Here is a 23,299-nt window from a genome sequence, read left to right as displayed (position 1 = left end):
GCCCGTCTGGGGCTCGGGGTCGTTGCGCGCTGCTGGAAGCGTCGCTCTGTTATCTCGTTGTCGGTGCGCTCTCTCTCGGTGGTCGCCGCGGCGGCCCTGTGGAACGTGGAACGCTATGTGGCGATCGTGGGGCTCGCGCTGGGTGTGCTGCTTCCCTACATCGCCGTCGTCATCGCCAACGCGGGCCGGGAGAACACCCCTTCGCTGCCGTCGACGTTCGTCTCCGCCCCGACGCGGCCGGCGCTCGGTTCCGCACCGGCGGGGAGCCCTCCGGACCCGGGCCCGCAGGCCGACCAGGCCTTCCGCTCCCCCGGTCCGCAGGGGCACGGCTGAGCCGAACCGCCGGGCCCGTACGGCCGGATCGCGACGCTCCCAAGCTCAAGAAAAGCTCAGATCAATCATGTAGTTCCAGTGCACCGCACCCCGGTCTGCGTGACATACTTCAAAAGCGCTCCGCATCCCCCGTCGGAGCGACGGACCGACGCCGGGCAGCTCCCCCCGTGGCTGCTCGGCGTCGCCTTTTCTCCGGCAGGGGATGCGTCAGTCGGCCGCCGGTGCGGCTGACTTAGGGTTGAGTCCGTGAACTCCCCTGAATCCGCGGCCGAGAACGCTGCCGAAGCCCCCGTCTGCTCCGCCAAGGGCTGCCGGGCCGACGCCGTGTGGGTGCTTGCCTGGAACAACCCGAAGCTGCACACCCCCGAGCGCCGCAAGACCTGGCTGGCCTGTGACGAGCACCGGGAGCACCTCTCCTCGTTCCTGGATGTGCGGGGCTTCCTGAAGGACGTGGTGACGCTGGCGGAGTGGGAGTCGCCGGACAGGCCCTGAGGCGCGCTACCCGCCGATCGCCGACATCGGGCGGTCGGGCTGGAGGAAGGACGGGTCGTCCAGACCGGATCCGGCCTTCTTGCCCCACATCGCGAGCCGCCATATCCGGGCGATCTCCGTGTCCGGCGCGTCCGAGCGCAGTGCGCCGCGCAGGTCGGTCTCCTCGCGGGCGAACAGGCAGGTGCGCACCTGGCCGTCGGCGGTGAGCCGGGTGCGGTCGCAGGACCGGCAGAACGGCCGGGTGACGGAGGCGATGACGCCGACCCGGTGGGGGCCGCCGTCGACCACCCAGCGTTCGGCGGGGGCGGAGCCGCGCTCGTCCTCCCCCTCCGGGGTCAGCTCGAAGCGGGTACGCAGCGATTCGAGGATGTCACCGGCCGTGATCATCCCGTCGCGCTTCCAGCCGTGCTGGGCGTCGAGCGGCATCTGCTCGATGAAGCGGAGCTCGTAGGCGTTGTCCACGGCCCAGGCGAGCAGGTCGGGGGCCTCGTCGTCGTTGAGTCCCGGCATGAGGACGGTGTTGACCTTGACCGGGGTGAGCCCGGCGTCCCTGGCCGCTTCGAGTCCGGCCAGGACGTCGTGGTGCCGGTCTCGGCGGGTGAGGGTCTTGAACACGTCGGGTCGCAGGGTGTCCAGCGAGACGTTGACCCGGTCCAGGCCCGCGGCCTTCAGCGCGGCGGCGGTCCGCTGGAGCCCTATGCCGTTGGTCGTGAGCGACATCCTCGGGCGGGGCTCCAGGGCCGCGCACTGTTCGACGACGGAGACGAGCCCGGGGCGCAGCAGCGGCTCTCCCCCGGTGAAGCGGACCTCGGTGATGCCCAGCTGGGTGACGGCGATGCGGACGAGGCGGACGATCTCCTCGTCACTCAGCAGGTCCGGCTTGGCCAGCCACTGGAGGCCCTCCTCGGGCATGCAGTACGTACAGCGCAGATTGCACCGGTCCGTGAGCGAGACCCGCAGGTCGGTGGCGACCCGGTCGTAGGTGTCGATGAGCACGGTGGGCCCCCTCCTCCGGCTGAATTTCCGGTTGCGGTTGCTGACTCTTCCGAGACTACGCGAGACGTGTGACATCCACGGGGCCCGTTTGGCACGAGGTACACCACGGCCGCGTCGTAGGTCTCTACGACGCGGCCGTGGTGGGGCTGCGGTACGAGTGGCCGACTCCGGGGAGTGAGGCCGCTGTTCTCAGTGGGCGCCGATGCCGGTGAGGGACTTGACCTCCAGCTCGGCGTACTTGCCCTTGTCCGGCTCCTCCTTCGACAGGAGGGAGCCGATCCAGCCGAGCAGGAAGCCCAGCGGGATCGAGATCAGGCCGGGGTTCTCCAGCGGGAACCAGGCGAAGTCGACGCCCTTGAACATCGAGGTCTTCGCGTTTCCGGAGACGACCGGCGAGAACAGCACCAGGATCACCGAGCTGGCCAGACCGCCGTAGATCGACCACAGCGCGCCCTGGGTGGTGAAGCGCTTCCAGAAGAGGCTGTAGAGGAGCGTCGGCAGGTTGGCCGAGGCGGCGACGGCGAAGGCGAGCGCCACCAGACCGGCGACGTTCATGTCGCGGGCGAAGGCGCCCAGCAGGATCGCTGCCGCGCCGATGAAGACGGTGGCCCAGCGCGCGGCCCGCATCTCCTCCTTCTCGCTGGCCTTCCCCTTGCGGATGACGTTGGCGTAGATGTCGTGGGCGAAGGAGGACGAGGAGGCGAGGGTGAGCCCTGCGACGACGGCGAGGATGGTGGCGAAGGCGACGGCGGAGATGACGGCGAGCATGATGGCGCCGCCGGTGGAGCCGACCCCGCCGAGGTACTCGGCGAGCTGTGGCGCCGCCGCGTTGCCCGCCGGGTTCTTCGCGATGATCTCCTTCGGGCCGATGAGGGCCGCGGCGCCGAATCCGAGCGCGATCGTCATCAGGTAGAAGGCGCCGATGATGCCGATGGCCCAGTTGACGGACTTACGGGCCGCCTTGGCGGTCGGCACCGTGTAGAAGCGGATCAGGATGTGCGGCAGTCCGGCGGTGCCCAGCACCAGGGCGATGCCGAGGGAGAGGAAGTCCAGCTTCGACGTGCCGGTGGCGCCGTACTTGAGTCCGGGCTCCAGGAACGACGCGCCGTGGCCGCTCTTCTCGGCGGCGGTGCCGAGCAGGTCGGAGACGTTGAAGTTGAACTTCCACAGGACCATGAAGGTCATCAGGATGGCGCCCGCGATGAGGAGCACGGCCTTGACCATCTGCACCCAGGTGGTGCCCTTCATGCCGCCGATGGTGACGTAGACGATCATCAGTACACCGACCAGCGCAACGATGAGGATCTTTCCGGCGTCGCTGGTGATGCCGAGGAGCAGTGAGACCAGAACTCCCGCTCCTGCCATCTGTGCCAGCAGGTAGAAGATCGACACGATGATGGTGGAGACGCCCGCGGCGGTGCGCACCGGGCGCTGGCGCATCCGGTAGGCGAGGACGTCGCCCATGGTGTAGCGGCCGGAGTTGCGCAGCGGTTCGGCCACCAGCAGCAGGGCCACCAGCCAGGCGACGAGGAAGCCGATCGAGTAGAGGAAGCCGTCGTATCCGAAGAGGGCGATGGCTCCGGCGATGCCGAGGAAGGATGCGGCCGACATGTAGTCGCCGGAGACCGCGAGTCCGTTCTGGAAGGCGGTGAACTGCCGTCCGCCGGCGTAGAAGTCGGAGGCGCTCTTGGTCTGCCGGCCGGCCCAGACGGTGATGCCGAGGGTCGCGGCCACGAAGACGGCGAAGAGCGTGATGATCAGCGGCCGGTGCTCGGTGGTGGACGAGGCGGCGAGCACGGCGGTGTGGGAGTGGTACGCGGCGCTCATGCGTCGGCCTCCATACGGGACTTGATGGCCTCTGCCTTCGGGTCGAGCTTCGCGTTGGCGTGCCGCGAGTAGAACCAGGCGATGAGGAAGGTGGTGAGGAACTGGGCGAGGCCGAAGACGAAGGCCACGTTGAAGTTGCTGAACACCTTGGTGCCCATGAAGCCGCCCGCGTAGTTGGACAGCAGCACGTACAGCAGGTACCAGAGGACGAAGGCGATGGTCAGGGGGAAGGCGAACGAGCGGTACGAGCGGCGTAGTTCGCCGAATTCCGCGCTCTCCTGCTCCGCGATGAAGGCCTCGGTCGTGGGCTGGGCCGGCCCTGTGTCCGTACTGCCCTCGGGCGGCGGTGCATCGGTAGCCACGGAATCTCCTCGCGACGCGGGTGCGGTGGTGGTGGGGACGGTGGATTTCACTGCGGACCTCGATATCGGGGGGTGATGGTGCGCCTCCCCTGACAACGGCACGCGGCGCGCGGCGAAGCGGTTCACCGCAGTTTCGGTGTTCTCCCTGTCACTCCTTCGGACGTCCGGGCAGAGACGGGTTCCCGTGAACGCGTTGATGAGCCGGGATGATCGGCGATAGCTTCACTCGTCATGTACGCGACTGGACGCGCCCGTGTCCGGTCGACTGACACGGATGAAGTGGAGACCCCATGGCTCATCTGAGATCCGGACGGACGCGCGCACTGTCGCTGCCCGTCGGGCTGGCCCTCACCGTCTCGCTCGGCTTCCTGCCGGCGGGCTCCGCGACCGCGTCGCCGGTGGACGCCCGGCCCGCGGCGGCGGCACCGGCGGACGGCCCCAACCTGTCGTACGTGGTGAACACGCGGGGCGGCCGAAGCACCGTCAAGCAGGTGCGCAGGGCGGTGGAGCGGGCCGGCGGCACGGTGGTGATCGCCTACGACCGGATCGGTGTCCTCGTCGTCCACTCGAAGAATCCGGACTTCGCGCAGTCCGTGCGCCGGGTCAGGGGCGTGGACTCGGCGGGCGCCACCCGGACCAACCCCATCGTCCCGACGGCCACCAAGGACATCGGGGTCGAGGTGCCCCTCACCGCGGAGCAGGAGCGGAGCGCCGCGGCTCTGGCGACGGCGGACCAGGACCCGATGGAGCCGCTGCAGTGGGATCTGCCCGCCATCAAGGCGGACAAGGCGCACAAGAAGTCGCTGGGCAGCCGGCAGGTCACGGTCGCGGTCATCGACACGGGCGTGGACGACACGCATCCGGACCTCGCCCCGAACTTCGACCGGAACGCCTCCGCGAACTGTGTGACGGGTGCGCCCGACACCACGGCGGGGTCCTGGCGTCCGAACTCCGGTGAGAGCCCGCACGGCACCCATGTGGCGGGCACCGTGGCCGCCGCGAAGAACGGCGTCGGGGTGACGGGCGTCGCGCCGGGCGTGAAGGTCGCCGGTATCAAGGTGGGGAACCCGGACGGCTTCTTCTACACCGAGGCCGTCGTCTGCGGCTTCGTGTGGGCGGCGGACCACGGGGCCGACGTCACCAACAACAGCTATTACACCGACCCGTGGCTGTTCAACTGCAAGGACGACCCGGACCAGGGGGCACTGGTCGAGGCGGTCGCGCGGGCCACCCGGTACGCGGAGAGCAGGGGCACGGTCAACGTCGCCGCTTCGGGCAACGCGGCCGAGGATCTGGCGGTCGACTCGATCGACGACGTGACCAGCCCGAACGACACCGACCCGGTCACCCGGACGATCGATCCGAAGAACTGCTTCGACATCCCGACGATGCTGCCGGGGGTCGTGACGGTGTCGGCGACGGGCGCGAAGGGGCTGAAGGCCTCGTACTCCAACTACGGGAACGGCGTCATCGACGTGGCTGCCCCGGGCGGCGACTCGACGGCGTACCAGCCCCCCGAGCTGCCCGCGACGAACGGCCTGATCCTGTCCACGCTGCCGGGCGGCGAGTACGGCTACATGGCCGGCACGTCGATGGCCTCCCCGCATGTGGCGGGTGTGGTGGCCCTGATCAAGTCGAGGCATCCGCACGCCTCGGCGGCCGCGGTGAAGGCGCTGCTGCTGGCGGAGGCCGACGCCACCGCATGCGGAGCGCCGTACGACATCGACGGTGACGGCACCGTGGACGCGGTCTGCGAAGGCGGCAAGAAGCGCAACGGCTTCTACGGGGCCGGTGTGGTGGACGCCCTGGACGCGGTCCGCTGGTAAGGGGTCCGGTACGGGGGCCGGTGCACTCCGGCCCCCGTACCGGACGGGCCGGGAACCGCTCCTGTCCCGCGGATGGCACTCGGTGCCATAGTGCGGGAATGAATCGTCCTCCCGTCTCCGGCGCCGAGCAGGCCTGGGCCGCTCTCGGCGGTGACCCCGCGCTCCTCGACCGTGTCGGGACCGCAGGACCTGCGGGGCTGCTGCCCGCCCGGCTGCCCGTGATGGAGCTGGCCCGCTCCGCCGTCACGGTCTGCTCGCTGGCCGCGGCCGAGCTGACGGCCCGGCGCCGCGGCGGACCCGTGCCACGCGTCCGGGTCCACGACGGTGCGGTGGCCACCGCCTTCGTCAGCGAGCGCCATCTGCGCATCGACGGCCGCACCCCGACGACGTTCGCCCCGCTGTCCCGGTTCTGGCGCACCCGTGACGGCTGGGTGCGTACGCACGCCAACTACCCGCACCACCGGGCCCGGTTGCTCAGCACGCTCGGGCTGTCCGCGGACACCGCCGACGACCCGGCCGTGGCCGCGGTGGCCGCGTCGTTCGAGGGGCGGCGGGCCGCCGAGATCGAGCGGACGGTGTACGCCGCGGGCGGGCTGGCCGTCGCCGCCAGGACACCCGGGGAGTGGGCCGCCGACCCGCGCCGCCTCGCACTCTCCGGCGTACCGCTGGTGGAGCGGGAACTGATCGGCGCCGCCCCGGCCCGGCGGACGGCCGCACTCACCGGCGCGCCGCTGCGGCCCGCCGCCGGGCTGCGCGTCCTGGATCTGACCCGGGTCATCGCGGGCCCGGTCGGCACCCGCACGCTCGCGCTGCTCGGTGCCGACGTGCTGCGGATCGACGCCCCGCAGCTCCCGGAGAGCCCGGACGCACACGGTGACACCGGGTTCGGGAAGCGGTCGGCGACCCTCGACCTGGCGAGCCCCAGCGGCCGCGCCGCCTTCGAGGAGCTGCTGGCGGGGGCGGACGTCGTCGTCACCGGTTACCGGCCCGGGGCGCTGGACCGGTTCGGGCTGACGCCGGAGTCCCTGGCCGCGCGCAGGCCGGGTCTGGTGATCGGGCTGCTGTCGGCCTGGGGGCACGGTCCGTGGGCCCGGCGGCGCGGCTTCGACAGTCTGGTGCAGGTCGCCACCGGCATCGCGGCGACGGAGACCGCACCGGGTGACCAGGACGGCCCGCCGGGTGCGCTGCCCGCCCAGGCGCTGGACCACGGCACGGGCTATCTGCTGGCCGCGGCCGTGCTGCGGGCACTGACCGAGCAGCACGACGAGGGCGGCTCCCGGCTGGTCAGCCTCTCGCTGGCCCGCACCGCCGCCTGGCTGACCGACGAGATCCCCGCCCCACCGGACCGCATGGAGACCGGGCCCCACGACCCGGAGGAGTGGCTCACGCAGACCGACGGCCCGCTGGGTCGGCTGCGCCACGCACGGTCGCCGGTCTCCTTCGACGGGTCACCCGCCGACTGGCCGCGTCCGCCAGGGCCTCTGGGGGCGGACACGGCCGCCTGGCTCACGGCTTGATGAGGACCTTCAGGGCCGTGCGCTCGTCCATGGCCTTGTAGCCGGCCGGGACCTCGTCGAGGCCGATGGCCAGGTCGAAGACCGGCGACGGGTCGATGGTGCCGGACAGGACGTCCGGGAGCAGTTCCGGGATGTACGTGCGGACGGGGGCGACCCCGCCGCGCAGGGCGATGTTCCGGTCGAACATGACACCGAGGTCCAGTCCGGTGCCGCTGCCGTGCGGTACACCGACGTAGCCGATCGAACCGCCGTCGCGGGTGATCTCCACGGCGGTGCGCATGGACTGCTCGGTGCCGACGGCCTCGATCACCGCGTGGGCGCCGTCGCCGCCGAGCAGTTCCCGCACGGCGGCGACGGCGGCCTCGCCGCGTTCGGCGACGACGTCCGTGGCGCCGAAGGCGCGGGCGATGTCGGTGCGCACCTGGTGGCGGCCGAGCGCGATGATCCGTTCGGCGCCGAGCCGCTTGGCGGCCATGACACCGCACAGGCCGACGGCGCCGTCACCGACGACGGCGACCGTGGAACCGGGCTTCACACCGGCGCCGAGGGCCGCGTGGTGGCCGGTGCCGAGGACGTCGGACAGGGCCAGCAGCGCGGTGAGCAGGTGGTCGTCGGAGGCTGCGGCGGCCGGCAGCTTGACCAGTGTGCCGTCGGCGAACGGGACCCGTACGGCTTCGCCCTGTCCGCCGTCGGAGCCGACCGAGCCCCAGAACCCGCCCCGCGGGCAGGAGGTGGTCAGGCCCTCGGTGCAGTGGGCGCAGGTGCCGTCGGACCAGACGAAGGGCGCGACGACGAGGTCGCCGACGGCGAAGCCGTCGACCTCGGAGCCCGCCTCCTCGACGATCCCGAGGAACTCGTGACCGATGCGCTGGCCGGGCTGCCGGGCGGACTCGCCGCGGTATGCCCACAGGTCGCTGCCGCAGATGCAGGCCCGCAGGACCCTCAGCACCGCATCGGTGGGCTGCTGGATGACGGGGTCCGGCACCTCCTCCACGCGGATGTCGTGGGGGGCGTGGATGACGGTGGCGCGCATGCGTGGGGGTCCTTGCTGATCTCAGATGCTGATACTCCGCTCACGGTACGCCCCGGGGCCGGCGCCGGCGCATGGCGTACCCGGTGCGAGCGCTCCCAGGGTCAGCAGGAGCTGCGCCGCCACATAGGTGAGCATGATCCAGAAGTCGGGTGCGGGCAGCTGCGGCCAGTCCGCGATGCCGGTGGCGATCAGCCCGTCGGAGAGCAGGAAGAGCGCACCTCCGGCGGCGGCGCACCGGCCGAGGACGCCGGAGCGGTACGCCATGGCGGTGAGCAGCACGCTGTAGCCGGCCAGCGGGATCCGCAGTCCGGCCGGCAGCCCGCCCCAGATCAGGGTGACGAAGACGGCCAGGACGGCCGCGTACAGGAGGCCCGGCAGCAGGGCGCCGCGGGCCCGGCCGAAGAGCCGCAGGTAGCAGAGGTGCCCGGCCGCGAAGCAGCCCATGCCGATGAGGAAGGCGGTGTCGGCGTCGGCCAGCAGGAACACATCGCCGGCCCAGCCGAGGAGCAGCGCGGCGACCAGCGGCCGGGGCCCGCGCCGGGCGACGGCGTACCCGGCCAGCAGGGGCATCAGCAGGGGTTTGGCCACCAGGTGCGCGCCGGTGCCGCCGGCGAGGACCGCGACGAGGTCGACGGCGCAGGCGACCAGGAAGGCGATGAGCAGGGGGCGTGCGCAACGCTCCCGCCGGTCCGTGGACGGGCCGGCGCTCATCCGGTGCGTTCGGGTGCAGGGGTGGCCGCTGGCGCCCTCGCGGGGCCCGCGCCGGCCGGCTGCCAGCCCGGTCCGCAAAAGACCCGTCCGGCCCGCTCGCTCCAGCTGCCGGCCGCACGGACGTCGCGGGCGATGGCGGCGTACTCGTGGGTGGCGACGCGCAGCGGGTTGAACGTGTCGATGTTCTTGGTGAGCCCGAACACCGGCCGCTCCGTCTCCGCGGTGAAGGAGCCGAACCACCGGTCCCAGAGGATCAGGATGCCGCCGAAGTTCCGGTCGAGGTAGCCGCCCTGGGAGGCGTGGTGGACGCGGTGGTGGGAGGGCGTGTTCAGCACGTACTCGAAGGGCCGGGGCAGCTTGTCGACGCGTTCGGTGTGCACCCAGAACTGGTAGACGAGGTTGGCCGACGAGCAGAAGGCGAGCGCGGCCGGGTGGACTCCGCAGGCGATCAGCGGGAGGTAGAACGGCCAGACGGTCAGCGAGGTCCACGGCTGGCGCAGCGCGGTGGAGAGGTTGAACTTCCGGCTGGAGTGGTGGACCACGTGGCAGGCCCAGAGGATCCGGATGACGTGGTGGCCGCGGTGGGACCAGTAGTAGAAGAAGTCCTGTCCGAGCAGCATCAGCGGGACCGTCCACCACAGGACGGGCACGCGCAGCGGGGTCAGCTCGTACACCGCCGTGTAGACCGCGACGATGGGCACCTTCCACAGCAGGTCGAAGACCAGACTGCCCAGCCCCATGGTGATGCTGGTGGCGGCGTCCTTCGCCTCGTAGCCGGCGGCCTCCTCGTCGGGGTGGAAGTGGTGGAGCGCCATTTCCAGGACGGTGAGCAGGACGAAGGCCGGTATGGACCAGAGCACTACATCGGGCAGGTTCGGCGGCATGGCAGCACCGTAGAGCGGCGGGGCGACCCGGCACCAGACGTTGTTACCAACAAGTATGCGAGACGCGCTGTCAGCAATCTTTGGTGACTTCTGACAGCGCGATCGCCGTACGGCCCCTCACCGCGCTCCGTCCGTGCCCGCCCGGCCGTCAGCCCAACGGGGGCAGGTCCAGGTGTTCACGCAGGGTGGTGCCCCGGTATTCGGTGCGGTAGACGCCGCGTTCCTGGAGTTCCGGGACGAGCTTGTCGACGATGTCCGTGACGGAGGCCGGAAGCAGGTGCGGCAGGAGGTTGAATCCGTCGACGGCACGGGTCTCCACATAGCGGGTCCACTCGTCGGCGACGGCCCCAGGGGTACCGACGAACGACGGGTGCCCCGGGGACACTTCGAGCACCAGCTCGCGTATGGACAGGCCGCGTTCGGCCGCGAGCTCCCGCCACTTGCGGATCTGGGCCGACTTGCCGGTGCGGCGGTCGATGGAGATCGTGCCGCGTGAGGGGTCGAGTTCGCCCTCGCTCGGCTCGATGTCGGGGAGCGGGCCGTCGGGGTCGTAGGCGGACAGGTCGGTGCCCCAGTACTGCTCGAGGAAGGCGATGGCCCGCACCCCGTTGACCTGTTCGCCGCGCACCCAGCGTGCCTTCTCCTTCGCTTCGGCCGCGGTGTCGCCGAGTACGACGCTCGCTCCCGGCAGGATCCGCAGCGAGTCCGGGGTACGGCCGTGGCGGGCCAGCCGGTCGCGCAGATCGGCCGCGTAGGCAACGGCCTTGCCGTATTCGGTGTTGGCGGAGAAGACCACATCGGCATGGCGGGCGGCGAGTTCGCGGCCGCCGTCCGAGTCCCCGGCCTGGAACAGCACCGGCCGGCCCTGCCGGCTGCCCGGCACGGTGGCCTTCGCGCGCAGGGCCACGAGGTCGCCGTCCCGCTCCACCGGGCCGATCGAGCCGGGCCGTGCCCAGCTCGCCTCGCCGCCGTCGGCCGCGACGGCGTCCGGCGCCCAGGACGCCCACAGCTCCTTGGCGGCCTCGACGAACTGTCCCGCGCGCTCGTAACGGCGTTCGTGCTCCAGCCACCCTCCGTGCCGGAAGTTCGCCCCGGTCCAGGCGTTGTCGGTGGTGACGATGTTCCAGCCGGCCCGGCCATCGGAGAGCAGGTCCAGGCTGGCCAGCCTGCGGGCCAGGTCGGCCGGATAGTTGTACGTGGTGTTCTGGGTGGCCACCAGGCCGATCCGCTCGGTCACGGCGGCGAGCGCGGAGAGCTGCGTGATCGCGTCGGGCCGGCCCGCCACGTCGAGGTCGAAGACCTTGCCACGGTTCTCGCGTACCCGCAGGCCCTCGCCGAGGAAGAACGCGTCGAACAGGCCGCGTTCCAGGGCCCGTGCGATGTCGACGAACGTCTCGAACTCCGTGTGCGAGGGGGCTCCCGGATCTGTCCAGATCAGCTGGGAGCCGACGCCGGTGAAGAACACGCCGAGGTGGAGCCGGGGTCGGGGATTGCGTTCGGTCATGGCACTCATCTCAGGCGTTCGTGGCCGCGGCGGCGGCGTATCGGTTGACGGGACGGGCGAGGCCCAGCGTTTCGCGCAGCGTGGTACCGGCCCGGGGAACACGCCCCGGCGCCGCCCCGGTCACCGTCGGCAGCACCCGCTCCGCCAGAACCGGCAGGTCGACGGCGAGCACGGCCGGATGCAGCCTGACCCCGTCGACCGAATCGGCCAGCTCACGCAGCAGGTCCAGCAGTGACTCGGCGGAGCCGGCGTGGCGCAGCCGTCCGGACTCCGGCCGGCCGGCGGCGGCGTCCAGCTCGGCGAGCCGGTCCGTGGCCGGGACCGCCGCGTCGAGGACCACCTCCACCTCGGCGAAGACCAGCGGCGCACCCGCTTCCCTCGCCGTGGCCGCTCGGGCCGCGACCGCGGCGAGATCCGGCCGGCCGACCAGGACCACATCGGCGCGTGCGTCGGCGCCCAGCGCGTCAGGGGCCAGGACGACGATCTGTCCCTGCGGCGGACGCGGTGTGATCAGGGGCCCCTTGACGGTGAAGGACGCGCCTTCGAAGTCGATGTGGTGCACCCGATCCGAGTCCAGGAACCGGCCGCTCGCCAGGTCCTTGATGACCGCGTCGTCCTCCCACGAGTCCCACAGGGCGCGGGCGGTATCGATGACGTCGGCGGTCTCACGGGCGAGCGCGGCGGCGGAGAGTGCCGCTCCCCCGACGGTGGCGAGGTCGTCCCGGCCCGCCGCTGCACCGACCACCCAGCCGGCCCTGCCGTGCGAGGCGTGGTCCAGACTCGCCAGCTGGGTGGCGAGGTGGAACGGTTCCGTGGTGGCGACGTGCAGGGTGGGCGCGAGGCCGATCCGGTCGGTCAGGGGCGCGGCGTACGAGGCACGGGTCCCGGCCTCCAGCCGTCCTGCCGCAGCATGGCCCGTACCGGGCGGCAGCGGTGAGTCGGCGAAGGTGACCAGGCCGAAGCCCGCGTCCTCGGCGGCCGCCACCACCTCGCGCAGCGCGCGGGGGCCGAGGACGGCACCCGGTGGACGCCCGGAATGGCGCCAGGCGGCGGGGTGGGCGCCGTCGCCGTCTGCTTCCAGGGCCAGACGCAGTCCGGCGAACCCGGATTCGCGGTCAGTCATGGGGTGGTACCTCCGGTCGAAGTGGAGTCGGGGGCGTACGAGTTGGCAGGCGTTGGAGCGGGGGTGCGGGCCGGGGCGGCAGGGCGGGGAGCGGCCGGGTCGGGCAGGGGCGGCCGGGCGCCGGTCCGCTGCCGGGACAGCCACAGCGCCACCGTGAGTGCGGCGAGGACGGCTGCCGCGGCGCCCGACGCCATCCCCCAGCGCACCCCGGCGTGCTGGGACACCCAGCCGATCACCGGACCGCCGATCGGTGCTCCGCCCATCGAGATCACGGTGTAGACGGCCATCACCCGCCCGCGCATCGCGTCGCTGACCTCCGACTGGACGAAGGCGCTGACGGCCGTGTTGAGGGTCATCAGCATGAATCCGGCCGGCAGCAGCAGGGCGAGGAAGGTGACGTACGTCGGCATCGAGGCGGCCAGCACCTCACACAGCCCGAACAGCACCGCGCCGGTGACCACCGTGCGCACCCGGGGCGAGGCGCGACGCGTGGCCACGAGCGTTCCGGCGATCGTGCCGACGGACAGGGCGGTCGACATGAACCCGAGACCGCGCGAGCCGACGTCGAAGACCCGGCCGGCGAACAGCGTGAGGGTCGTGGAGAAGTTGAGCGCGAAGGTGGAGACGAGGCCGAAGACGGCGAAGACCGCGATCAGTTCGGGCCGCGACGCGACGTAGCGCAGCCCGGCCGCACCCCCTCCCACCCATGGGGGCCGCTCCGTGGCGGCCGGCCTCGGCTGGGGGCGGATGGTCAGCAGGCCGGCGAGGACCACCAGGAAGGAGACGGAGTTCACCGCGAAGACCCCGCCCGTGCCGATCAGGGCGATCAGCACTCCGGCGATCGCGGGGCCGATGAGCCGGGCCGCGTTCAGGGACAGGATGTTCAGCCCCGCCGCGTTGGTGATCAGCGGTCTCCCGACCAGCTCCGTCACGAAAGAGAGCCGGGCGGGGTTCTCCACCGTGAACACACAGCCCAGTCCGAACGACAACAGGTAGATCAGCCACAGCGGCGCGTTCCCGGACAGCACGGTGACCGTCAGGAGGAGCGCCTGCAGCGCGTACAGGGACTGTGCCCACAGGAGCAGGGCGCGCCGGTCGTACCGGTCGGCCAGCACCCCTCCCCACAGGCCGAACGCCAGGACCGGGGCGAACTGCAGCCCCGCCGCCCAGCCGACGGCGGTCCCGCTGTGCGTCAGGTTCAGCACGAACCAGTCCAGCGCCACCCCCTGCATCGCGGTACCGGTGTTGGAGATCAGGCCCGTGCTCCAGTAGATCCGGTAGTCACGCACCCGCAGCGCGGCGAACACGCCCGGTCGTGCGGTGCTCTTGGGCACCGTGGTCCTCTCGGTCAGGTGTGCGGGCGCGCCGGACGCCGCGATGGCCCGGCACGGGCTCGCGAAGGACGTCGGCACGGCAGAAGGGAGGGAGGGCGCGCGGCACACGCGGGCCTTCGCGGGGCGCGCTCAGACGGCGGCGCTGACCGGGGCGAGCAGTGCGTACGCGCTCAGCGGCGCGGAGACGTCCTCGGACACAGCGCGCTGCTCACCCGGAGGAGGTCGACATGACGCCGGGCGACCAGCAGCCCGACGACCCCGGCGTGGGGCGGCACGCGGTCCTCGCACTCGCGGGCGGATCGTGTCAGCATGCCGGTCACCTCACAGCCGTCGGGTCGGTCAGCGGCTCGACGGGAGCCCGCTGATACGTGTGATCTCTTCACGTTAGCCGTTCGGTCACGGTTCAACAATGGCGTCCCGAGGGCCCGCCAACGCTTCCTTCTCATACCGGTGTTCGAGCTGATACGTTGCGTGGCACCGTCCCTGGCGGACGATGCCACATGTGCGAAAGGACCGCGCCTCCCATGCCGTTCCAGCCGACTGACGCCGGGGCCACGCCTCCGAGCCGGGCTGCTGGTACGCGCTGCGCGGGATTCTTCCGGACCCGCCTCTCGGCCCGTCGGCACATCGATCTGCACCGCGTCTCCAGCGCCATCTGTCAGGCCTGACGTCATTACCGCCTGACCGGCCCGCTCACGGCCCTCGTGTACCTGCCCGCGCCCCTGTCCGGGCAGGTCACTCGCCGTGCCGGGTATCTCCCCCTTTTCCCTGGAGAAAACGCTGATGTCCGGACCACGTCCCCAGCGCCGCACCGCCCTGGCCTCACTCGCCGCCGTCACCGCCCTGTCGCTCTCGGCCACTGCCTGCTCCTCGTCGTCCGCGGACGACGCGGGCGGCTCGACACCGCACTCGGGGGGCCGGCTGACCTTCGCCCTGGCATCCGACCCGATCTGCGTCGACCCGCAGCAGGCAGGCAACAACGACGCGATCTACCCGGCCCGCCAGCTGGTGGACTCACTCACCGACCAGGACCCGAAGACGGGGAAGATCGTGCCCTGGCTGGCGAAGTCCTGGGAGGTGAGCAAGGACGCGAAGACGTTCACCTTCCACCTCCGCGAGGGGGCCACCTTCAGCGACGGCACCCCGGTCGACGCCGCCTCGGTGAAGAGCAACTTCGACGGCATCGTCGGGCTGGGAGCCAAGGCGGTACTCGGCAGCAGCTATCTGGGCGGCTACCGCAGCACCACCGTCATCGACGAGCACACCGCCGAGGTCCGCTTCTCCACTCCCAACGCGCAGTTCCTGCAAGCGACGTCGACCTTCACGCTCGGGTTGCTCGCCGAGTCGACGGTGAAGCTGCCGGCCGGCAAGCGGTGCACGGACAACCTGGTCGGTTCCGGACCGTTCACGCTCGTCGACTACACACCGAACAAGTCCGTGGAGGAGCGCCGGCGCCCGGGATACGCCTGGGGCTCGTCCCTGTGGAGCCACAAGGGGCCCGCCTATCTGGAGCAGCTGTCCTTCAAGGTGATCCCCGAGTCCGGGGTACGCACCGGCAGCCTGCAGTCCGGCCAGGTCGACGCGGTCGGCGGAGTGGCGCCGCAGGACGAGGCCGGGCTGGAGAGCGCCGGTCTCGCGGTGCGGAGCCGGGCCAACCCGGGGCTGCCGTTCGCGCTCTCGGCGAACGTGGCGCGGCCCATCACCAAGGACGTCAGGGTCCGGCAGGCGATCCAGAAGGCCGTCGACCGGCAGGAGATCGTCGACACGGTACTGAGCGGCAGCTACGAACCTGCCACGAGCGCGCTGGCGAGCACCACGGCCGACTACACCGACCTGGGCGACGCGCTCGGCCATGACGCCGCGGGAGCCGGGAAGCTGCTCGACGAGGCGGGGTGGCGGACCGGCTCGGACGGCATCCGTACGAAGAACGGGAAGAAGCTCGCCCTCAAGGTCGTGTGGGCGTCCAACTTCGGCCCCAACCAGACCGCCCTGGAGCTGATCCAGCAGCAGCTGAAGAAGGTCGGCATCGACATCACCCTCCAGTCCACCACCATCGGGGACTTCGTCTCGCTCCGGCAGAAGGGCGACTACGACTTCTCCTGGGGCAACTCGACACGGGTGGACCCCGACATCCTGCGTACGGGCTTCTCCGGGCGGCTGCTCAACTTCGGCCATCTCTCCGACAGCGAGCTGGACGGCGTCCTGGACAAGCAGGCCTCCGCGAGCGACCCGAAGCGTCGGGCGGCGTACGTGGCACAGGCCCAGAAGATCGTGCTGGACAAGGCCTATTCGATCCCGGCGTTCGAACTGACCACCGTCCTGGGCCTGTCGAAGAAGGTCCACGACCTGGACTTCGAGGCCTCGTCCAGGCTGCAGTTCCACGACACGTGGCTGTCATGAGGAAGTACCTGGCGCGACGGCTGGCGCAGTCGGTGTTCGTGCTCTGGGCGGCGTTCACCCTGTCCTTCGCGGTGCTGTACCTGCTGCCGGGCGACCCGGTGTCGATCATGGCGGCAGGCGGCGGCGAGACCAACGACATCGACCCGGAGCAGCTCGCCGAGCTGAGGAGGTCGTACGGGCTCGACAAGCCGGTCGTCGAGCAGTACGGCACACAGCTCTGGCACGCGGTGCAGGGGGACTTCGGCACCTCGGTGCAGAGCGGCGACCAGGTCGGGCACCTGATCGCCTCGAACCTGCCGCCCACCCTGGAGCTCACCTCGGCGGCCCTTGTGCTGGCGCTCGTCCTGGGCGCGGGCGTGGCGCTGCTGGGTACGTACACCCGGTGGCGCTGGCTGCGGCAGGTACTGCTGTCGCTGCCCGCGCTCGGTGTCTCCGCGCCGACGTTCCTGGTCGGCCTGGTGCTGGTGCAGCTCTTCTCGTTCCGGTGGGGGCTGCTGCCCGCCATCGGCAACGAGGGCTTCGCCGGCCTGGTCCTGCCGGTGATCACCCTGTCCCTGCCCACCGGCGCGGTCATCGCCCAGGTCTTCGCCAAGAGCCTGCGGACCACCCTCGCCGAGCCCTACGTGGAGACGGCGCTGGCCAAGGGCGCGAGCCGGGCACGCGTGCACCTGCGGCACGCCACCCGCAACGCGTCCATTCCCTCGCTGACGGTGCTGGGGATACTGACCGGCAATCTGCTGGCGGGCTCGGTGGTCGTGGAGACGGTGTTCTCCCGGACCGGGGTGGGGCGGATCACCGCCACGGCGGTGAGCGCCCAGGACATTCCGGTGGTCCAGGGTCTGGTGGTGTTCGGGGCGCTGGTGTTCGTGCTGGCGAATCTGGCGGTCGACCTCGTCTACCCGCTGCTCGATCCGCGGATCACGACGGCCGGGGCGGTGGCACCATGACCGAGCTCGCGACCGCCGAGGCGCTGACCGGTACGGCACGGGGCGGGCGCCGGACGCCGCAGGACCGCCCCGCCCGCGAGGGGGCGTGGCAACGGACACGGCGCCTGGCGCGGTTCCTGCTGCGCTCCCCCGGGCTGGTGCTGTCGGTCGTGCTGGTGGCGCTGGTGACCGTATCGGCTTTCCTCCCTGGCGTGTTCACCTCGCGGGACCCGCTGTCCGGGGTACCCAGGGAGAGGCTCCGGGGCCCCGGCGCGGATCACCTCTTCGGCACCGACCAGCTGGGCCGTGATCTGTTCGCCCGGGTGGTGCACGGCTCGGCGCTGTCGCTCCAGGCGACCGTGGTGGCGGTGGCCGTGGGCCTGGTGGTGGGATCGCTGCTGGGACTGCTGGCCGGGTACCTGGGCGGCCGTGTCGACGACGCCCTGATGCGCGTCGTCGATGTCCTGCTGGCCATCCCGAGCCTGCTGCTGTCGCTGGCCGTGGTGACCGCGCTGGGGTTCGGCACCGTCAAGGTCGCCGTCGCGGTGGGTATCGCCAGCGTGGCGAGTTTCGCCCGTGTCATGCGCTCCGAGGTGCTGAGGGTGCGTGGCGCGGTGTACGTGGAGGCGGCGCACTCCGCCGGGGCCCGACGGCTCTCGGTGCTGTTCCGGCATGTGCTGCCGAACTCCGCCGGCCCTGTGCTGGTGTACGCCGCCGTCGACTTCGGCGCCGTCATCCTGCAGGTGTCCACGCTCAGCTTTCTCGGCTACGGGGCCGTCCCGCCGACGCCCGAATGGGGCTCACTCGTCTCGGGCGGCCGCGACTACCTGGCCACGGCATGGTGGCTGACCACCCTGCCCGGTCTGACCATCGCGGCCACCGTACTGGCCGCCAACCGGATCTCCCGTGCGCTCGACGGGGAAGGCAGGGAGACACGATGAGCGACGAACCACTGCTCGACATACGCGGGTTGCGGGTGTCCTACCGCACCCGGTCGGGCATCGTGCCGGCCGTGCGCGGGGTGGATCTGACCGTCGGGGCGGGCGAAGTCGTCGCGGTGGTCGGCGAGTCCGGCTCAGGCAAGAGCACCACGGCGCACTCGGTCATCGGGCTGCTGCCGTCCGGTGGCGCGCTGGACGCCGGTCAGGTGCTCTTCGGCGGTGTCGATCTCGCCCTGGTGAAGGACAGGGAACTCCGGGCCCGGCGCGGCCGGGACATCGGGCTGATCCCGCAGGACCCGATGGTGTCGCTCAACCCCGTGCAGCGCGTCGGGGCGCAGGTCGCCGAGGTGCTCCTGATCCATGGGCTCGCCGACCGGGACACCGCGGCGGCGCAGGCCGTGGAGATCCTCGGGCAGGCCGGTCTGCCCGAGCCGGAGGTGCGGGCCCGGCAGTATCCTCACGAGCTCTCCGGCGGGATGCGGCAGCGGGTGCTCATCGCCATAGCGGTGGCCGCCCGGCCCCGGCTGGTGATCGCCGACGAGCCGACCAGCGCCCTGGACGTCACCGTGCAGCGGCAGATCCTGGACCACATCGGAAGCCTCACCCGGGAGTCGGGCACAGCCGTCCTGCTGATCACCCACGACCTCGGGGTCGCGGCGGACCGGGCGCGGCGGATCGTGGTCATGGCCGGGGGCGAGGTCGTGGAGACGGGTTCCACGGAGCAGGTGCTGAACGCCCCGCGGCATGCCTATACGCGGCAACTGCTGGCCGCCGCACCGAGTCTGGCGGGCGGCCGGCTGGTGACCCGGCGCCGGGATGCCTCCGGACCGTCCGGCGTCCCGGCGGGCCGGGCGCCGGCCGGCCCGCGCAGCGCCGACACGGCCCAGGACCTCGTCGTCGTACGTGACCTCGTGAAGACGTTCCCGCTGCCCGCCGGGGCGGGACCGGGCGGGGCACGGGCCCTGCGGGCCGTCGACGGGGTCAGTTTCGGTATCGGCCGCGGTGAGACGTTCGCGCTGGTCGGGGAGTCGGGTTCCGGCAAGTCCACCACGGCGCGGCTCGTGGTGCGGCTGGCGGATCCGTCGGAGGGCGGCGTCACCTTCGACGGGCAGGACATCACCCGGCTGCGCGGCGGCGCACTGCGCAGGCTGCGGCGGCGGATGCAGATCGTGTACCAGAGCCCGTACGCGTCGCTGGACCCGCGCCAGTCCGTCGCGGAGGTGATCGCCGAGCCGCTGCGGGCGTTCGGCGTCGGCAGCCGCGGGGAGCGGTCGCGACGGGCGTCCGAGCTACTGGAACGGGTGTCGCTGCCGGTCTCGGTGCTGCGTCGCAGGCCGTCCGAACTGTCCGGCGGGCAGCGGCAGCGGGTGGCCATCGCGCGGGCGCTCGCGCTGGAACCCGATCTGGTCGTGTGCGACGAGCCGGTGTCGGCGCTGGATGTGTCCGCGCAGTCCCAGATACTGGAGCTGCTCGTGGATCTCCAGCGTGACCTGGGCCTGAGCTACCTCTTCATCTCCCACGACCTGGCCGTGGTGCGCCAGATCGCCGACCGGGTGGGTGTGATGCGGCACGGACGTCTGGTCGAGACGGGCACCACGGACGACATCTTCGCGGCGCCGGCCGATCCGTACACGAAGGAGCTGCTCGCCGCGATCCCCGGCAGGCGGCAGGCGACCGCCGCCCCCTGGACCCCGGGTGCCCCGGGCGCGGCCCCGACGCAAGGAGCACTGCATTGGACGTCAACGCATCCCTGACCGACGTGGTCGGCAACACACCGCTGGTGCGGCTGAACCGGGTCACCGGCGCGATCCCCGCACCCGTCTACGTAAAGCTGGAGTACGTCAATCCGGGCGGCAGCGTGAAGGACCGCATCGCCCTGTCGATGGTGGAAGCCGCCGAGGAGGCAGGGCAGTTGCTGCCGGGCGGCACCATCGTCGAGGCCACCTCGGGCAACACGGGGGTGGGCCTGGCCATGGTCGCCGCGCAGCGCGGCTACCGCTGCGTCTTCGCGATCCCGGAGAAGAGCAGCGCGGAGAAGATCGCCGTGCTGCGCGCCTACGGTGCCGAGGTCATCGTCTGCGCCGGCGACGTGCCCCGCGAGCACCCCGGTCATGTGCACTCCGTGGCCGACCGCGTGGCCGCGGAGACGCCGGGCGGCTGGCTCGCGAACCAGTACGACAACCCCGCCAATCCCCGGGCCCACTACCGCACCACGGGGCCGGAGATCTGGCGGCAGACCGACGGGCTCATCACTCACCTGGTGTCCGGGATCGGCACCGGCGGCACCATCACCGGGACCGGCGAGTACCTCAGGGAGGTGAGCGGCGGCCGGGTGACGGTCGTCGGAGCCGACCCGGAGGCCTCGCTCTACTCCGGCGGTGACGGAAGCCCGTACGACGTGGAGAGCATCGGCCGGTTCCGCCACCCCGAGACGGTGGACGACACCTGGCCGCAGTCCTACCACCCGGCGGTGGTGGACCGGTTCGAGCGGATCAGCGACCGCGACTCCCTGCTGACCGCCCGGCAGCTGGCCCGGGAGGAGGGGCTGCTGGTCGGCGGGTCCGCGGGCACCGCGGTCGCCGCCGCCCTGCGGGTGGCGGCCGAACTGGGCCCGGACGACCTGATGGTGGTGCTGCTGCCGGATTCCGGCCGCAACTACCTCTCCAAGGTCTTCGACGACGACTGGCTCCGCGGGCTCGGTCTGCTGGACGACGAAGTGGCCGCCGGCCCGGCGCTCCCCGCTGGCGGCCGGATCCCGGACGGTGCCCGGTGAACGCGGACCGGCCGTCGGACACGCACGTCCTGCCGCCGGGCGGCCCCTCCGGGGTCCCGGGACCGCGCGGAGCCCCCGCCGCGGCGCTGAAGGACCGTACGGGCGGCCGGCCGTTCACCACCGAGGCCGGGCCGGCGCCCGCCGGTGGCGGCGCCCCGCGGTGGGCGGCCACCACCTGGGACCATCCCGACGCACTGGCCCTGCGCGACCGGATGGACGTCGAACTGCGGCCTCGTTACGCGCCCTTCGACGCCCAGCGCGCGGGCCGGCGGCCGGGACCGCCGACCGCCGGGGAGATCGCCGTCACCTGGCTCGCGTACGAGGGCGGAAGGCCCCTGGCGACCGCCTCCCTGAGGCTGCTCACCCAGCCGGACGGCGGGGGCCGCTACGAGGTCAAGCGCGTCTACGTGCACGAGGAGCACCGCGGTCGCGGTCTGGCCAGGGCCGCGCTCGAAGCGGTGGAGTCCAGTGCCCGCGCGCTCGGCGCGACCCGGCTCTCCCTGCAGACCGGAAAGCTGCAGCCGGAGGCCATGGGGCTCTACGAACGGCAGGGCTGGCGCCGTATCCCCTGCTACCCGCCCTACGACACCGACCCGTTCAGCGTCTGCTACGGCAAGGACCTCTGACACCTCCGGGCCGGCGAGCGGCCGGTCCGGCTCACCACACCACACGCAGGAGCGAGCATGACCGTCCAGGAAGCCGGCCAGGTGGATTTCGTCAAGGACTGGGAGCGGTGGCACCGCGCGCACGAGGAGGTGCTCGCCGGACCGCACGGGTTCCTCGCCATCACGAGCCTGCACTGGCTGAGCTCCGGACCGACCCGCTTCGAGGACGCCCCGGGGGCCTGGTCGAGCACGCCCGAGGGGGTGGTGGTCGAGCTTGCGGACGGCGAGGAACTCACGGTCGACGGCGCGACGGTGAGCGGCCGGTACGACTTCGGTGTCATCGGCGAGCGGGAGAGCCTGTACCCCGGCTCCGGCGACGCGGTGATCGAGGTCGCCAAGCGCGGCGGACACGACATCCTGCGTCCCCGTCACCCCGGCAACCCGCTGCGTACCGCGTTCACCCGGACCCCCGCGTACGCCCCGTCCCCCCGCTGGGTGCGCGCCGGCCGCTTCGTTCCGTTCGACGCACCGCGCGCGGTGACCGTCGGCGCGGCGGTCGAGGGCCTTGAGCACGTCTACGACTCCCCCGGCCAGGTCGAGTTCGAGCTGGCGGGCACGGTGCACCGGCTCACGGTGTTCAACGGCAGGGCCGCCGGAAGCCTGACGGTGCTGTTCACCGACGAGACCTCGGGGGTGACCACCTACGCGGCGAACCGCTCCCTCCAGATCGCGCCCCCCGACGCCGAGGGTGTGGTGACGCTCGACTTCAACCGTGCCGCGAATCTGCCCTGCGCCTACACGGACCTGGCGACGTGCCCGCTGCCGCCGGCGGAGAACCGGCTGCCCGTCGCTGTCGAGACGGGCGAGAGGATCCCCCTGGAGCGCGGCGGAAAGCCCTGAGCAGTACGGCTGCCCGGCCCGTCCCGGCCACCGGGTCGAGCCGGGCCCGGGACGTACGCCCTGCCCCCTGCTCCTACACCCCCGCCGCCCCCAGCAGCTCCCCGGCCGCGTACGTCACCGCCATCGCCACCGCTCCCCCGCCCATGTTCCGCAGCACCGCCGGGCCCACCGCCGCGTCGCCCAGCCGGGCGCTCCACCAGCCCGTCACGGCCAGCGCGGCGAGCACCGACAGGACGGTCACCGGAAGCCGCAGCGACGACGGGGGCAGCACGATCGCCAGCAGGGGCAGCAGCGCGCCGGCCGTGAACGCCAGGAAGCTGGCGCCCGCCGCGTGCCAGGGGTTGGTCAGGTCGTCCGGGTCGATGCCGAGCTCGACCTCCGCGTGGGCGCGCAGCGCGTCGCGTTCGGTGAGCTGGACCGCGGCCTCGCGGGCGACCTCGCGGCTCAGGCCCTTGCCCTCCAGCAGCCCGGTGAGCTCGGCGAGTTCCGCCTCCGGGGTCTCCTGGAGCTCCCGTTTCTCCATCGCCAGCGCGGCCTTCTCCGAATCGCGCTGGGTGGAGACCGATACGTACTCGCCCGCGGCCATCGACATGGACCCGGCCAGCAGCCCGGCCAGGCCGGCCGTGAGGAGCGTTCCGCGGTCGTCGGTGGCCCCGGCGACGCCGACGACGAGGCCCGCCGTGGAGACCACGCCGTCATTGGCGCCGAGGACCGCGGCGCGCAGCCAGTTGAGCCGGGCGCCCAGACCGGTGTCGTGCGGTTCGTCGTGCGCCGGGGTATCCGTCATCCGGGGATGGTCTCATCCCCCGCGG

At 72.0% G+C, this 23,299-nt stretch carries 23 protein-coding genes; 12 read left to right on the top strand and 11 right to left on the bottom strand.

The window, feature by feature from the left end; all coding sequences use genetic code 11:
- Both ACFVJX_RS26045 and ACFVJX_RS26040 read left to right on the top strand, forming a co-directional pair.
- Window positions 1–333 (top strand): DUF3099 domain-containing protein (locus ACFVJX_RS26045; protein ID WP_385745853.1); only part of this gene is annotated, 333 nt, incomplete at its 5' end.
- Between the two features lie 246 nt (window positions 334–579).
- Entirely contained in the window at window positions 580–825 is a 246-nt protein-coding gene (locus tag ACFVJX_RS26040; protein WP_384134920.1) for a hypothetical protein, read from the top strand.
- 6 nt (window positions 826–831) lie between these two features.
- On the opposite strand, the gene moaA is transcribed toward ACFVJX_RS26040, so the two are convergent.
- The 3 genes from moaA to ACFVJX_RS26025 form a co-directional block, all read right to left on the bottom strand.
- Entirely contained in the window at window positions 832–1,821 is a 990-nt protein-coding gene (gene moaA / locus ACFVJX_RS26035) for a GTP 3',8-cyclase MoaA (protein WP_384134917.1), read from the bottom strand.
- A 189-nt stretch (window positions 1,822–2,010) separates the two neighbouring features.
- On the bottom strand, window positions 2,011–3,648 hold the full coding sequence (locus tag ACFVJX_RS26030) for a cation acetate symporter (protein ID WP_384134914.1): 1,638 nt from the start codon (window positions 3,646–3,648) through the stop codon (window positions 2,011–2,013).
- Entirely contained in the window at window positions 3,645–4,010 is a 366-nt protein-coding gene (locus tag ACFVJX_RS26025; protein WP_384134911.1) for a DUF485 domain-containing protein, read from the bottom strand. Before ACFVJX_RS26025 ends, ACFVJX_RS26030 begins: the two co-directional genes overlap by 4 nt.
- 290 nt (window positions 4,011–4,300) lie before the next feature.
- Between ACFVJX_RS26025 and ACFVJX_RS26020 the strand changes: the two genes are divergently transcribed.
- Together ACFVJX_RS26020 and ACFVJX_RS26015 are read left to right on the top strand one after the other, a co-directional pair.
- Entirely contained in the window at window positions 4,301–5,836 is a 1,536-nt protein-coding gene (locus tag ACFVJX_RS26020; protein ID WP_384134908.1) for a S8 family serine peptidase, read from the top strand.
- 98 nt (window positions 5,837–5,934) lie between these two features.
- Window positions 5,935–7,353 (top strand): CoA transferase, encoded by a 1,419-nt coding sequence (locus ACFVJX_RS26015; protein ID WP_384134906.1) that lies wholly within the window; start codon window positions 5,935–5,937, stop codon window positions 7,351–7,353.
- Here the strand turns inward: ACFVJX_RS26015 and ACFVJX_RS26010 are convergent.
- The 7 genes from ACFVJX_RS26010 to ACFVJX_RS25980 form a co-directional block, all read right to left on the bottom strand.
- The gene (locus tag ACFVJX_RS26010) at window positions 7,343–8,386 is read right to left on the bottom strand and encodes a zinc-dependent alcohol dehydrogenase family protein (RefSeq protein ID WP_384134903.1); all 1,044 of its coding nucleotides are present in this window, start codon (window positions 8,384–8,386) and stop codon (window positions 7,343–7,345) included. The genes ACFVJX_RS26015 and ACFVJX_RS26010 overlap by 11 nt on opposite strands.
- 21 nt (window positions 8,387–8,407) lie before the next feature.
- Entirely contained in the window at window positions 8,408–9,097 is a 690-nt protein-coding gene (locus ACFVJX_RS26005) for a lysoplasmalogenase (protein ID WP_384134900.1), read from the bottom strand.
- A complete protein-coding gene (locus tag ACFVJX_RS26000) occupies window positions 9,094–9,981 on the bottom strand; it encodes a sterol desaturase family protein (protein WP_384134897.1) in 888 nt (295 codons plus the stop codon). Before ACFVJX_RS26000 ends, ACFVJX_RS26005 begins: the two co-directional genes overlap by 4 nt.
- Before the next feature lie 148 nt (window positions 9,982–10,129).
- On the bottom strand, window positions 10,130–11,485 hold the full coding sequence (locus tag ACFVJX_RS25995; RefSeq protein WP_384134894.1) for an NtaA/DmoA family FMN-dependent monooxygenase: 1,356 nt from the start codon (window positions 11,483–11,485) through the stop codon (window positions 10,130–10,132).
- 10 nt (window positions 11,486–11,495) lie between these two features.
- Window positions 11,496–12,608, bottom strand: coding sequence for an LLM class flavin-dependent oxidoreductase (locus ACFVJX_RS25990; RefSeq protein WP_384134891.1), 1,113 nt, complete (start codon window positions 12,606–12,608; stop codon window positions 11,496–11,498).
- On the bottom strand, window positions 12,605–14,020 hold the full coding sequence (locus ACFVJX_RS25985; RefSeq protein WP_384134888.1) for an MFS transporter: 1,416 nt from the start codon (window positions 14,018–14,020) through the stop codon (window positions 12,605–12,607). The genes ACFVJX_RS25990 and ACFVJX_RS25985 overlap by 4 nt, the downstream gene beginning before the upstream one ends.
- 92 nt (window positions 14,021–14,112) lie before the next feature.
- Window positions 14,113–14,253 (bottom strand): putative leader peptide, encoded by a 141-nt coding sequence (locus ACFVJX_RS25980; RefSeq protein WP_384134885.1) that lies wholly within the window; start codon window positions 14,251–14,253, stop codon window positions 14,113–14,115.
- A gap of 189 nt (window positions 14,254–14,442) precedes the next feature.
- On the opposite strand from ACFVJX_RS25980, the gene ACFVJX_RS25975 reads away from it, so the two are divergent.
- The 8 genes from ACFVJX_RS25975 to ACFVJX_RS25940 all read left to right on the top strand — a co-directional run bounded on the left by ACFVJX_RS25975 (window position 14,443) and on the right by ACFVJX_RS25940 (window position 22,487).
- Window positions 14,443–14,610, top strand: a complete 168-nt coding sequence (locus ACFVJX_RS25975; RefSeq protein ID WP_384134882.1) for a putative leader peptide — start codon at window positions 14,443–14,445, stop codon at window positions 14,608–14,610.
- A 115-nt stretch (window positions 14,611–14,725) separates the two neighbouring features.
- Window positions 14,726–16,342 (top strand): ABC transporter substrate-binding protein, encoded by a 1,617-nt coding sequence (locus ACFVJX_RS25970; RefSeq protein ID WP_384134879.1) that lies wholly within the window; start codon window positions 14,726–14,728, stop codon window positions 16,340–16,342.
- Window positions 16,339–17,289: an ABC transporter permease gene (locus ACFVJX_RS25965; protein WP_384134877.1), complete on the top strand. Its 951-nt coding sequence runs from the start codon at window positions 16,339–16,341 to the stop codon at window positions 17,287–17,289. The genes ACFVJX_RS25970 and ACFVJX_RS25965 overlap by 4 nt, the downstream gene beginning before the upstream one ends.
- On the top strand, window positions 17,286–18,209 hold the full coding sequence (locus ACFVJX_RS25960; protein ID WP_384134874.1) for an ABC transporter permease: 924 nt from the start codon (window positions 17,286–17,288) through the stop codon (window positions 18,207–18,209). Before ACFVJX_RS25965 ends, ACFVJX_RS25960 begins: the two co-directional genes overlap by 4 nt.
- Window positions 18,206–19,963, top strand: coding sequence for a dipeptide ABC transporter ATP-binding protein (locus ACFVJX_RS25955; RefSeq protein WP_384134871.1), 1,758 nt, complete (start codon window positions 18,206–18,208; stop codon window positions 19,961–19,963). Before ACFVJX_RS25960 ends, ACFVJX_RS25955 begins: the two co-directional genes overlap by 4 nt.
- On the top strand, window positions 19,942–20,982 hold the full coding sequence (locus ACFVJX_RS25950; protein WP_384134868.1) for a PLP-dependent cysteine synthase family protein: 1,041 nt from the start codon (window positions 19,942–19,944) through the stop codon (window positions 20,980–20,982). Before ACFVJX_RS25955 ends, ACFVJX_RS25950 begins: the two co-directional genes overlap by 22 nt.
- Window positions 20,979–21,608, top strand: coding sequence for a GNAT family N-acetyltransferase (locus ACFVJX_RS25945; RefSeq protein ID WP_384134866.1), 630 nt, complete (start codon window positions 20,979–20,981; stop codon window positions 21,606–21,608). Before ACFVJX_RS25950 ends, ACFVJX_RS25945 begins: the two co-directional genes overlap by 4 nt.
- A 57-nt stretch (window positions 21,609–21,665) precedes the next feature.
- On the top strand, window positions 21,666–22,487 hold the full coding sequence (locus ACFVJX_RS25940; RefSeq protein WP_384134863.1) for a DUF1684 domain-containing protein: 822 nt from the start codon (window positions 21,666–21,668) through the stop codon (window positions 22,485–22,487).
- 73 nt (window positions 22,488–22,560) lie between these two features.
- Here ACFVJX_RS25940 and ACFVJX_RS25935 read toward each other — a convergent pair whose 3' ends face one another.
- Window positions 22,561–23,274, bottom strand: a complete 714-nt coding sequence (locus ACFVJX_RS25935) for a VIT family protein (RefSeq protein ID WP_384134860.1) — start codon at window positions 23,272–23,274, stop codon at window positions 22,561–22,563.
- Window positions 23,275–23,299: the final 25 nt, after the last annotated feature.

Source organism: Streptomyces sp. NPDC127177 (genome assembly GCF_042672475.1).
Classification (GTDB): domain Bacteria; phylum Actinomycetota; class Actinomycetes; order Streptomycetales; family Streptomycetaceae; genus Streptomyces.
This window is presented reverse-complemented; position numbering and strand designations above follow the sequence as displayed.